9 protein-coding genes are annotated in these 12761 nt (G+C 65.3%); all 9 read left to right on the top strand.

Going from position 1 to position 12761, the window contains the following annotated elements; genetic code table 11:
* The first annotated feature begins 168 nt into the window (after positions 1-168).
* Positions 169-1275: an efflux RND transporter periplasmic adaptor subunit gene (locus JQ572_RS32880; protein WP_211386989.1), complete on the top strand. Its 1107-nt coding sequence runs from the start codon at positions 169-171 to the stop codon at positions 1273-1275.
* 180 nt (positions 1276-1455) lie between these two features.
* Positions 1456-4593: an efflux RND transporter permease subunit gene (locus JQ572_RS32875; RefSeq protein WP_211386988.1), complete on the top strand. Its 3138-nt coding sequence runs from the start codon at positions 1456-1458 to the stop codon at positions 4591-4593.
* A 34-nt stretch (positions 4594-4627) separates the two neighbouring features.
* Entirely contained in the window at positions 4628-5227 is a 600-nt protein-coding gene (locus JQ572_RS32870) for a TetR/AcrR family transcriptional regulator (RefSeq protein ID WP_211386987.1), read from the top strand.
* Between the two features lie 129 nt (positions 5228-5356).
* Positions 5357-5980, top strand: a complete 624-nt coding sequence (locus JQ572_RS32865; RefSeq protein WP_211386986.1) for a flavin reductase family protein — start codon at positions 5357-5359, stop codon at positions 5978-5980.
* Positions 5981-6272: 292 nt separating this feature from the next.
* Positions 6273-8540, top strand: a complete 2268-nt coding sequence (locus JQ572_RS32860) for an acyl-CoA dehydrogenase (RefSeq protein WP_211386985.1) — start codon at positions 6273-6275, stop codon at positions 8538-8540.
* Positions 8540-9823 carry an acetyl-CoA C-acetyltransferase gene (locus tag JQ572_RS32855; RefSeq protein WP_211386984.1) on the top strand — a complete coding sequence of 428 codons (1284 nt, stop codon included), beginning with the start codon at positions 8540-8542 and terminating at the stop codon, positions 9821-9823. The genes JQ572_RS32860 and JQ572_RS32855 overlap by 1 nt, the downstream gene beginning before the upstream one ends.
* Positions 9824-9825: 2 nt before the next feature.
* Entirely contained in the window at positions 9826-11922 is a 2097-nt protein-coding gene (locus JQ572_RS32850) for a 3-hydroxyacyl-CoA dehydrogenase NAD-binding domain-containing protein (protein WP_211386983.1), read from the top strand.
* Positions 11923-11929: 7 nt separating this feature from the next.
* Positions 11930-12340, top strand: coding sequence for an acyl-CoA thioesterase (locus JQ572_RS32845; RefSeq protein ID WP_211386982.1), 411 nt, complete (start codon positions 11930-11932; stop codon positions 12338-12340).
* 222 nt (positions 12341-12562) lie between these two features.
* Complete coding sequence (locus JQ572_RS32840; RefSeq protein WP_015688044.1) at positions 12563-12754, top strand: hypothetical protein; 192 nt, start codon at positions 12563-12565, stop codon at positions 12752-12754.
* Positions 12755-12761: the final 7 nt, after the last annotated feature.

Here is a 12761-nt window from a genome sequence, read left to right as displayed (position 1 = left end):
GGATGGAGCGAAGCGAAATCCGGCATCCCTCGAGCTTCAGCAGCAGCACAAGGCTCCCCAATCCTTACCACCCCTTAACGATCACAGATTCCTGATGACTGACGATTATTGACTTTCATCAGTGATTAGTCGACATTCCTCTCATTGCAGCCGCAGGAGTGTCCTCCGATGTTCGTTCGGTCAGTTTTGTCCAGCTATTCCAAACTCTTGGCCGGTGTGTCGCTGGCGCTGATGGCTGCCGCCCTCACCGGGTGCAATGACACCGTCGCTGAGAAGGCCGAGCCTCCGCGGCCGGTTCTCGTCGCAACCGCCCATTACGATGCCGAAACGCCGGAGCGGAGCTTCGTCGGCACCATCAGGCCGCGGATCGAGAGCGATCTCGGCTTCCGGGTCGCCGGCAAGGTCGCAAAACGTCTGGTCGAGGTCGGCCAGACCGTCGAGATCGGCCAGCCGCTCGCCACCCTCGACGAGGTCGACCTGAAGCTCCAGGCCGAACAGGCCGTCGCCGAGCAGACCGCCGCGACCGGCGTGCTGGCTCAGGCCGCCGCCGCCGAGCAGCGCGCCAAAGACCTGAAGGCCAAGGGCTGGACCACCGACGCACAGCTGGATACGAGCCGCGCCGCCGCCGACGAGGCCCGTGCGCGCCTGAACCGGGCCGAGCGCTCGGTCGAGTTGACCAAGAATTCCCTTTCCTACGCGACGCTCAACGCCGACGCCCGTGGCGTCGTCACCGCAACGCTGATCGAGCCCGGCCAGGTGGTTGCCGCAGGCCAGACCTCGATCCGTGTCGCCCGCTTTGCCGAGAAGGAAGCGGTCGTCGCGATCCCTGAGACGCTGGTCGGACGTGCCAAGTCGGGCGCCGCCAGCGTCACTCTTTGGTCGGAGCCGGGCAAGAAATATACCGCCAAGCTGCGCGAGATCGCGCCCACCGCGGATTCCGCCACGCGCACCTATCTCGCGAAATTCTCGCTGCCCGAGGCCGACGACAAGGTGTCGCTCGGCATGACCGCGACGCTGACGCTGACGGATGCCGCCACCGAGCGCGTCGCGCGGCTGCCGCTGTCGGCGCTGTTCAACGAAGGCGGCAAGCCGTCCTTCTACGTCGTCGACGACAACGGCGCGGTCACGTTGCAGCCGGTCGTGGTGAAGTCCTACGAGAGCAACGACGTCGTCATCACCGGCGGTGTCGAAGAGGGCGCCAGGATCGTCGCCCTCGGCGTGCAGAAGCTCGATCCGAGCCAGAAGGTGCGGATCGTGTCGTCACTGTCCTTTTAAGTCTCGTTTACGAGTTACGTCGTGTGAGGTGAGTTTCGGCCCAAGCGCAAATGCTGGGGCTGAAGCGGCGAAGCGATCCAGAACCTGCCCAGCCCCCTGGATTGCTTCGCTGCCTCGCGATGACGGGTTGAACAGAGTGGCTGCCGTTTTTTTGCAACCGGATCATCCTTGGAGAGTGCGATGAAGCGCTTCAACCTTTCGGCCTGGGCCGTCAGCCATCCGACGCTGGTCCTGTTCCTCATGATCATGCTCGGCGTCGCCGGCTTCTTCTCCTATCAGAAGCTCGGGCGAGCCGAGGATCCGTTCTTCACGGTGAAAGTGGTCAACGTCTCCGTGATCTGGCCGGGCGCGACCGCGCAGGAAATGCAGGCGCAGGTCGCCGATCCCATCGAGAAGAAGATCCAGGAGCTGCCGTACTTCGAGAAGGTGCAGACCTATTCCAAGCCCGGCTTCACCGCGCTCCAGGTCACCTTCCGCGATTCGACGCCGCCGAAGGAGGTGCCCTATCTCTTCTATCTCCTGCGCAAGAAGCTGGTCGACGTGCAGGGCCAGTTGCCATCAGGGATTCTCGGACCGGTCGTCAACGACGAGTTCTCCGACGTCGATTCCATCCTCTACATGATGACCGGCGACGGCGCCGACTATGCCCAGCTCAAGAAGGTCTCCGAAGGCTTCCGTCAGCGCCTGCTGAAGGTGCCCGGCGTGACCAAGGTCGACGTCTACGGCAACCAGGATGAACGCATCTTCGTCGAATTCTCCCACGCCAAGCTCGCCACCCTCGGCATCACGCCGCAGGCGCTGTTCGATTCGCTCGCCAAGCAGAACAACGTGACGCCGGCCGGCACGGTCGAGACCTCGTCGCAGCGTGTGCCGTTGCGCGTCACCGGCGCGCTCGACGGCGCCAAGGCCGTGGCCGAGACCCCGGTCGAGAGCAACGGCCGCGTGTTCCGCCTCGGCGATATCGCCACTGTCACCCACGGCTATGTCGATCCGCCGAGCTTCGTCGTGCGGCAGGAAGGCAAGGCCGCGATCGGCATCGGCGTCGTCACCGCCAAGGGCGCCAACATCCTCGATCTCGGCAAGGAGGTCGAGAAGGCGACGGCTGAATTCATGAAGGCGGTGCCGCAGGGCATCGACGTCAAGCTGATCGCCGACCAGCCCAAGGTGGTCGAGCACGCCGTCGGCGAGTTCGTGCACTCCTTCATGGAAGCCCTCGTCATCGTGCTGTTCGTGTCGTTCCTGGCGCTCGGCTGGCGTACCGGCATCGTCGTCGCGCTCTCGGTGCCGCTGGTGCTCGGCATCGTCTTCGTCGTCATGAACACGATGTCGCTCGACCTGCATCGCATCACGCTGGGTGCGCTGATCATCGCGCTCGGCCTGCTGGTGGATGACGCCATCATCGCGGTCGAGATGATGGTGGTGAAGATGGAGCAGGGCTGGGACCGCATGCGCGCGGCGTCCTTTGCCTGGGAATCAACCGCGTTTCCGATGCTCACGGGGACGCTGGTCACGGCCGCTGGCTTCCTCCCCATCGGCTTTGCCAATTCCGCGGTCGGCGAGTATGCCGGCAGCATCTTCTGGATCGTGGCGATCGCGCTGGTCGCGTCCTGGTTCGTGGCGGTGATCTTCACGCCCTATATCGGCGTCATGCTGCTGCCCAACATCAAGGTGCACCACAATCACGATCCGCACGCGGTCTACGAGACCCGCATGTACCGGGGCCTGCGCGCCATCGTGCAATGGTGCGTCAATCACCGCATCACCGTGGTGGCCGCGACCGTCGGCGTCTTCGTCGCCTCCATCGTCGGCTTCGGCCACGTCCAGCAGCAGTTCTTCCCGCTGTCGGAGCGGCCCGAGCTTTTCCTCCAGCTGCGCCTGCCTGAAGGCACCGCCTTCAACGTCACGGAAAAGGCGGTGAAGGAGGCCGAGACGCTGCTCAAGGACGACAAGGACATCGAGACCTACACGGCCTATGTCGGGCAGGGCTCGCCGCGGTTCTGGCTCGGCCTCAATCCGCAGCTTCCGAACGAGGCTTTTGCCGAAATCGTCATCGTCGCAAAGGGCGTCGAAGCGCGCGAGCGCATCAAGGCCAAGCTTGAAGGCGCCGTTGCCGATGGCGCACTCAACGAGGCCCGCGTGCGCGTCGACCGCTTCAATTTCGGCCCGCCCGTCGGCTTCCCCGTGCAGTTCCGGGTGATCGGCCCCGACGCCAACAAGGTGCGCGAGATCGCCTACCAGGTCCGCGACGTCATGCGCCAGAACAAGAGCGTCAAGGACGTCCAGCTCGACTGGAACGAGCAATCGCCTTACCTCAAGCTCGTCGTCGACCAGGATCGTGCCCGCGCCATGGGCCTGACGCCGCAGGACGTCTCGCAGGCGCTGTCGATGCTGATCTCGGGTTCGCAGGTCACGACCGTGCGCGACGGGATCGAGAAGGTCGGCGTCGTCGCGCGGGCCGTCCCGTCCGAACGTCTCGACCTCGGCGCAGTCGGCGATCTCACCATCACCTCGCGGGGCGGCGTTGCCGTGCCGCTCCAGCAGATCGCCAAGATCGAATACTCCCATGAGGAGCCGATCATGTGGCGGCGTAACCGCGACATGGCGATCACCGTTCGCTCCGACGTCGTCGACGGCGTGCAGGCGCCTGATGTCACCGGCCAGATCGTGCCCAAGCTGAAGGCGATCCAGGATCACCTCGAGCCGGCCTACCGCATCGAGGCGGGCGGCGCGTTCGAGGAATCGGCCAAGGGCAACGCCTCGATCTTCATCCTCTTTCCGCTGATGGTCATGGTGATGCTGACGCTGCTGATGTTCCAGCTCCAGAGCTTCTCGCGCCTGATCCTGGTGTTCCTGACCGCGCCGCTCGGCATCGTCGGCGCCTCGCTCGGGCTCAACGTCGCCAATGCCCCGTTCGGCTTCGTGGCGCTGCTCGGCCTGATCGCGCTCGCCGGCATGATCATGCGCAATACCGTGATCCTGGTGGACCAGATCGAGACCGACGTCTCGCACGGCCTCACCCGCCGCGAGGCGATCGTGGAGGCGACCGTCCGCCGTGCCCGTCCGGTGGTGCTGACGGCGCTTGCGGCGATCCTCGCGATGATCCCGCTGTCGCGCTCGGCGTTCTGGGGGCCGATGGCGATCACCATCATGGGCGGCCTGTTCGTTGCGACCTTCCTGACGCTCCTGTACCTGCCGGGCCTTTACGCCCTGTGGTTCCGCAAGAGCCTGGATGAAGCTGGTTCTGCCGAGCCGCCTGCCGCGCTGCAGCATGGCAGCGATGAGCATCCCGCAATTCCGCTTGCTGAGGCAGCTGAATAAGTGAGAAGTAGTGCTGATTGACGAGTCCTGACAAATGACACTGGTTGCGGAACATATCGAAGGCGACACCCGGGATCGTATCCTCGAGGTGGCAGAGCGGCTGTTTCGCCAGATCGGCTACCAGAAGACCACGGTCGGCGACATCGCCAAAGAACTGCGGATGAGCCCCGCCAACGTCTATCGCTTCTTCGAATCGAAGAAGGCGATTCATCAAGCGGTGGCCCGTTCGCTGATGGGCGAGGTCGAGCTCGATGCGCAGCGGATCGTGGCGAGGTCCGGGCCGGTGCTGGAGCGCTTCCGCGAACTGCTGACCACCGTTCATCGCATGAACACCGAGCGCTATGTCGGCGACAACAAGCTGCATGAGATGGTCGAGATCGCCATGCAGGAGGACTGGGACGTCTGTGTGGCCCATATGGAATGTATCGCCGGAATGATCGGCCAGATGATCGCGCAAGGCGTGGCCTCCGGCGAGTTCGAGGTGCCCGACCTGCAACTGTCCGCGCTGTGCGCCAGCACCGCGATGATGCGCTTCTTCCACCCCCAGATGATCGCCCAGTGCGCCACCAAGCCGGGCCCGACCATTGACCAGATGATCGATTTCGTCATCGCGGGTCTGTCGCCGCGCCGCTGACGGGCGCTGGATTTTCCCCTATAAGCAGGCCGACGGCCCCGGAATGACGGGCTGGTGGCGGGCCAGGACGGATCAACAAGCTCCGTCATTGCGGGCGCTGCGCTCTCAATGACGAGAAGGAAACAGCGCGTGACCGACAAAGACCTCTATTTTTACGAGCCCGCCCAGGGCCACGGCCTCAAGCACGATCCCTTCAACGCCATCATCGCGCCGCGTCCGATCGGCTGGATCTCCTCCCGGGACAGCAAGGGCCACGTCAATCTGGCGCCCTACAGCTTCTTCAACGCCTTCGCTTACGTGCCGCCGATCATCGGCTTCTCCTCCACCAACTGGAAGGACTCGGTCGAGAACATCCAGCAGACCGGCGAGTTCGTCTGGAATCTTGCGACGATGGATCTCGCCAGGCACATGAACGCCACTGCGGCCCACGTCGGGCCCGAGGTCGACGAGTTCGAGATCGCGGGCCTGACCGCCGTGCCCGGCAGGCTCGTCAACGTGCCGCGGGTCGGCGAGAGCCCCGTCGCCTTCGAGTGCAAGGTGTCCGACATCGTCCGGCTCAAGGGCGCCGACGGCAGGGAAGCCGATGCCTGGCTGACGCTCGGCGAGGTCGTCGCCGTCCACATCGACAAGGCCATGATCAAGGACGGCGTCTACCAGACCGCCGCCGCCCGCCCGATCGTCCGGGCCGGCCGCCGCGGCGATTATTTCGAGATCAAGCCGGAAAACATGTTCGAGATGGTTCGGCCGGATTAAGGCCGCGCCACCGCTCTCTCCACACGTCATTCCGGGGCGACGCGTAGCGTCGAGTCCGGAATCCACAGCCACGATCGTGAGTATGGATTCCGGGCTCGCGCCTGACGGCGCGCCCCGGAATGACGATGTGGAGCCATCTCCTCCATTCCCCCTCCCGGAACTGCCACCACGCCCCGGCCGTTATGGCCCTGGGCGGCCGCCCGGCCGCGTCAATTTTGCGGGTGAAGTGTTCACCCCCGCCGGCCACTTTCAGCTAAAATGCCCGAAACCGCGCCGATGCATGAGGTCCGCCATGAGCTTCCGCCGCGACACCATCACAAAGCCGATCTTCTCCTGGGCGCGCGGCGTGCTGCCGGCGATGTCGGATACCGAGCGCGAGGCACTGGAGGCCGGTGACGTCTGGTGGGACGCCGACCTCTTCACCGGCAATCCCGACTGGTCGAAGCTGCTGAAGGTCCCGCAGGCAACGCTGACGGACGAGGAGCGGGCTTTCCTGAACGGCCCCGTCGACGAGCTCTGCGCCATGCTCGACGAGTGGAAGATCTTTTGGGAATGGCGAGACCTGCCGCCCGATGTCTGGCACTTCGTCAAGCGCGAAAAGTTCTTCGGCATGATCATTCCGAAGGAGTACGGCGGCCTCGGCTTCTCGCCCTATGCGCATTCGGAAGTGGTGCGCAAGATCTCGACCCGCTCGATCGCCGCGGCCGTCACCGTGATGGTGCCGAACTCGCTCGGGCCCGGCGAACTCCTGATGCGCTTCGGCACCAAGGAGCAGCAGGAACGCTGGCTGCCGCGGCTGGCCGACGGCCGCGACATTCCCTGCTTCGGCCTCACCAGCCCCGAGGCCGGCTCCGACGCCGCCTCGATGATCGACACCGGCATCATCTGCAAGGGCACCTTCGAAGGCCGCGAGGTGCTGGGTCTCAAGCTCAACTGGCACAAGCGCTACATCACGCTCGGTCCCGTCGCGACGCTGCTCGGCCTTGCCTTCAAGGCCTATGATCCCGATCATCTGGTCGGAAGCCAGCACGAGCTCGGCATCAGCGTGGCGCTGATCCCGACCAACCTGCCCGGCGTCGAGATCGGCAAACGCCACCTGCCGTCGATGCAGGTCTTCCAGAACGGCCCGAACTGGGGCCGCGACGTCTTCATTCCACTCGATTACGTCATCGGCGGCCAAGAGCGCCTCGGTCAGGGCTGGAAGATGCTGATGACGGCGCTCGCCGCCGGCCGCGGCATCTCGCTGCCGTCGCTGTCCGCCGCCGGTGCCGCCTACGCTGCCCGCACCACCGGCGCCTATGCCCGCATCCGCGAGCAGTTCGGTATCTCGATCTCCAAATTCGAAGGCGTCGAGGAGCCGCTCGCGCGCATCGTCGCGACCGCCTATCAGCTCGACGCGGCGCGCCGGCTGACCTGCGCGGCGCTCAATGCCGGCGTCCATCCCGCCGTCATCTCCGGCATCATGAAGCTGCATGCGACCGAGCGGATGCGGACGGCGGTCGACGACGCCATGGACATCCATGGCGGCAAGGCCGTGATTGACGGTCCGCAAAACTATCTCGGCAATCTGCACCGCGCCGTGCCGGTCGGCATCACCGTGGAAGGCGCCAACATCCTCACCCGCAACCTCATCGTGTTCGGGCAGGGTGCCATCCGCGCGCATCCTTATCTCCTCGAAGAGATGAACGCGCTCGCCGACACCGACCACGAGCGCGGGCTCGCCGCCTTCGACAAGGCGTTCTGGAAACATGTCAGCCATAGTTTTCAGACGCTGCTCCGCGCCTTCGGCCGGAGCTGGACGTTTGGCGCGTTTGCGCTGGCGCCGGATGCCGGCGACGCGACGCCGTTCTATCGCCAGCTCGCGCGCTATTCGGCGGCATTTGCGCTCTGTGCCGACATGGCATTGCTCACGCTCGGCGGCGCACTGAAGCGCAAGGAGATGCTCTCGGCGCGCTTCGGCGACATTCTCTCCGAGCTCTATCTGCTCTCCGCCGCGCTAAAGCGCTGGCAGGACGAAGGGCGGCAGAAGGAGGATTTTGCCGCGCTGGAATGGTGCATGGCGACCGGCTTCAAGACCATCGAGAACCGGCTTGCCGAGATTCTCGCCAACCTGCCCAACCGCTTTGTCGCGATCTTCCTCAAGCTCGTGGTTCAGCCGTTCGGCGCCCGCGTGCTCGGCCCCTCCGACCGCGTCGTGCACCAATGTGCAGGCATCGTGCTAGAGCCTTCGGCTGCGCGCGAGCGCCTTACGCCGGATCTGGCCCATGTCGATGACGACGGCGGCTTTGCCCGGCTCGAGCGCGCGTTCAAGCTGGCTGTCGGAACCGATGCGATCGCCAAACGCATGCGCGCGGCGCATTTGAGCGATTGGAAGGAGGCGGTCGCCAAGGGCGTGATCACGCAGGCCGAAGGCGAGCAGCTTGCAGCGGCCCGCGAAGCCGTCGCAAAAGTGATCGAGGTCGACGATTTTGCGCCGGAGGCGCTGTCGCCGATTTACAAGAAAACCGGCGACGTGCATCAGTTCTTCCAGGAACTCGGTGAGCAGAGGGCGGCGAGCTGATGGCACGACCGGTTTTCATCGTCGACGGCAGCCGGACGCCGTTTCTGAAGGCGCGTTCGGGGCCGGGACCGTTCACGCCGGTCGATCTGGCCGTGCAATGCGGCCGGCCGTTGCTGGCGCGGCAGCCGTTTTCTCCTGATGATTTCGACCAGGTCATCCTCGGCTGCGTCAACGTGATCGCGGACGAGATGAATCCGGCCCGCGTCGCGGCGCTGCGGCTCGGCATGGGCGAGGACTTGGTCGCCTTCACCGTGCAGATCAATTGCGGCTCCGGCATGCAGTCGATCGACACCGCCTACCGCTACATCCGCGAAGGCCATGCCGACATGATCCTCGCCGGCGGCACCGAGGCGCTCAGCCACGCGCCGCTGGTCTGGCCGAATTCCGGCGTGCGCTGGTTCGCCGGCCTCGCCACGGCCAAGGGCGTGGCCGCGAAGCTTGCCGCGGCCTTCAAGCTGCGCCCACGCTATCTCAAGCCGATCATCGGCCTCGAGCGCGGGCTGACCGATCCCATCACCGAACTGAACATGGGGCAAACCGCAGAGGTCGTCGGCCATCTCTTCGGCATCACCCGCGCGCAGTCCGACGCCTATGCCGCCGAGAGCCATCGCCGGCTCGCGCATGCGCAAGGCGCGGGTTTCCTGAAGGGCGAGGTCGAGACCGCGTTCACCCGCGACGGCAAATTCTTCGACCATGACGATGGTGTGCGTCCGGACTCGACGGCCGAGACGCTCGCAAGACTGCGGCCGGTGTTCGAGCGTCCCTGGGGCCAGGTCACCGCCGGCAACTCCTCGCAAATCACCGACGGCGCCTCCTGGGTGATCCTCGCCTCGGACGCAGCGGTCGCAAAGCACAAGCTGACGCCGAAGGCTGCCATCGTCGACAGCAACTGGGCTGCGCTCGATCCTTCCATCATGGGGCTTGGTCCCGTGATGTCGGCGACGCCGATGCTCCAGCGCAACGGCCTCTCGGTTCAGGACGTCGAGACCTGGGAGCTGAACGAGGCTTTTGCCACGCAAGTGCTCGGCTGCCTCGCCGCCTGGAACGACGACAAATTCTGCCGCGAGATTTTGAAGCTCGACGGCGCCGCCGGCGAGATCGATCGTGACAAGCTCAACGTCGATGGCGGCGCCATCTCGCTCGGCCATCCCGTCGGCACCTCCGGCAACCGTATCGTGCTGCATCTGGTCAATGCGATGAAGCGGCTCGGCACGCGGCGTGGTGTTGCCACCGAATGTATCGGCGGCGGGCTCGGCGGCGCCATGCTGATCGAGGCGGTGTGACCATGGATTCGAAGATCATGACCGCGCTCGGCGACCGCGTGCTGGAGCTCGGGCCGCCGCCGGCGGCAGACGGTGCCTTCAAGCACTTCAAGCTGACGCGCGATGCCGACGGCGTCGCCTGGCTGCTGTTTGACCGCGCCGACGCCAGCGCCAACACGCTCTCCTCCGACGTGATGGAGGAGTTCGACGCCGTGCTTGCGGCCATCGAGACCGAGCGTCCCGCCGGCCTCGTGATCCGCTCGGCAAAACCCTCCGGCTTCATTGCGGGGGCCGACGTCAACGAATTCCGCGGCGCATCCGATCCCGAGATGGTGGAGACGCGCATCCGCGCCGCGCATGCGGTGATCGATCATCTGGAGGCGCTGAAGCTGCCGACGGTCGCGGTGATCCACGGCTTTTGCCTCGGCGGCGGGCTCGAGGTCGCGCTGGCCTGCCAGTCGCGCATCGCCGTCGACGGCGCGCGGTTCGGCTTTCCGGAGGTGATGCTCGGCCTGCATCCCGGCCTCGGCGGCACCGTGCGTTTCACCGCGCTGGTCAATCCGACCCAGTCGATGGCGCTGATGCTGACCGGCCGCACCATCGATGCGCGCCGCGCCAAATCGCTCGGCCTAGTCGATACCGTGACGCAGGAGCGCCACGTCCGAGGCGCGGTGAAGGATGCCCTGTTCGGCCGCCTGAAGCGGGTGCGTCCGGGCTTGCTCACGCGCGCGGCCAATTTCGGACCTGTGCGCGGGCTGCTCGCCAAGCGGATGCGTTCGCAGGCCGCGAAGGCTGCGTCGAGCGAGCGCTATCCGGCGCCTTACGCGCTGATCGATCTCTGGGAGACCCATGGCGGCAGCAAGGCCGCGATGCTGAAGGCGGAGCAGGCCTCGTTCGCCAAGCTGATGGTGACGCCGACCGCGCAGAATCTGATCCGCGTCTTCTTCCTGCGCGAACAGATGAAGAAGGCGGCCGGTAGCGGCAACACGATCAGGCATGTCCACGTCATCGGCGCCGGCGCCATGGGCGGCGACATCGCGGCCTGGTGCGCCGGGCAGGGGCTGCGCGTGTCGCTGGCCGACATGAAGGCCGAGCCGATCGCGGGCGCGGTCAAGCGTGCCGCCGAGCTCTATGGCAAGATCATCCGCAGGCCGACCGAGGTGCGCGATGCGCTCGACCGGTTGATGCCGGACATGGACGGAGAGGGCGTCCGCAACGCCGATCTGATCATCGAGGCGGTGCCGGAAAAGCTCGAACTGAAGCAGAAGGTCTATGCCGGCCTCGAACCGCGGATGAAGCCGGGCGCGATCCTTGCGACCAACACCTCGAGCATTCCGCTCCAGGATTTGCGCACGACGCTGGCGCGGCCGGAGCGCCTCGTCGGCCTGCATTTTTTCAACCCGGTGTCGCGGCTGCAGCTGGTCGAGGTCGTCAGCCATGACGGCAACGACGCACAGGTGCTGAAGCAGGCACTCGCATTCGTCGGCGCGATCGATCGCCTGCCGCTCCCCGTGAAGAGCTCGCCCGGCTTCCTCGTCAACCGCGCGCTGACGCCTTATATGCTGGAAGCGATGGTGATGCTGGACGAGAAGACCGACCAGCGCCTGATCGACGCCGCCGCCGAACAGTTCGGCATGCCTATGGGGCCGATCGAGTTGGCCGACCAGGTCGGGCTCGACATCTGTCTCGACGTCGGCGACATGCTGCGCACCAAATTCGGCGATCTCCTGCCGCCGACCCCATCCTGGCTGCGCGAGAAGGTCGCGAGGGGCGAACTTGGCCGTAAGACCGGTAAGGGTTTTTACGTCTGGAACGACGGCAAGGCGGTGAAGGCGCGGCTGCCCGAGACCGGCCCGCGCGTCACCGACCAGATGATCGACCGCCTGGTGCTGCCGATGTCCAATGTCTGCGTGGCGGCGCTTCGTGAAGGCATCGTCGACGATGCCGATGCGGTCGACGGTGCCATGATCTTCGGCACCGGCTATGCGCCGTTCCGTGGTGGCCCGCTGAATTATGCGCGCACGCGCGGGGTGGAGAATGTCGTATCCACCATGCGCGCATTGGCCGAGCGATTCGGCGCACGCTTTGCGTCCGATCCGGGCTGGGACAATTTCAAGTGAGAGCCATATGACTGAAAGGTCCGACACCGAACCGAGCGGCGATCTCTGTATCCGCACGCTGGCGATGCCCGCCGACACCAACGCCAATGGCGACATCTTTGGCGGCTGGTTGCTCAGCCAGATGGATGTCGGCGGCGGCGTGTTCGCATCGAAGGCCGCGCGATCGCGCACCGTGACGGTGGCGATCGAGGCCATGAATTTCCGCAAGGCCGTCTATGTCGGCGATCTCGTCTCCGTCTACGCCAATCTCGTACGCGTCGGCCGCACCTCGATGACCGTGCATCTCGAAGCCTGGGCGCTGCGGCGCCGGGAGCTTCAGCCGATCCTGGTGACCGACGGCAATTTTACCTATGTCTCGATCGACGACGACGGCCGTCCGCAAGCGATCCGCCGAGACGATCCGCCGATCGCGACGTAACCGCGCGCGGCGCTCTGTCCCATCTCACGGAGATGTGCGGCAACGCCAAACGCGGCGCGACTGAGTCAACGCGTCGCGGCTTCGCCAACAACCAGTCATAAAACGGATGAGGTCTCCGCGTACTCAATTGCACGTCGATTCGGGGTGGAAACCGGCTGATTTGCCTGAGGAACTTTTGGGCAGAGATCCGGTTATTTGCCCGCATTGAGGAATCCACGGGCCATGCCGGACAGCTACATCATCGAAGTCAATTCACAGACCGCGGGTATCGTCGTTCGCGGTCAGGGCGGCTACTGCTTCTTCGCCTCGTCCCACCAGTTCAATCGCCTCGAAGGCCAGCTCTTCCGCAACGCCCGCGAAGCGGAGCGCGCCGCCCGCAAACTGGTTAACGGCGATGTGAGGGAAGCGGCGTAGTTTCGCT

Source organism: Bradyrhizobium sp. SZCCT0153, from assembly GCF_018129995.1.
Lineage (GTDB): Bacteria > Pseudomonadota > Alphaproteobacteria > Rhizobiales > Xanthobacteraceae > Bradyrhizobium > Bradyrhizobium japonicum_G.
The sequence above is the reverse complement of the archived record's forward strand: the minus strand, read 5'-3'. Positions and strand labels throughout refer to the sequence as shown.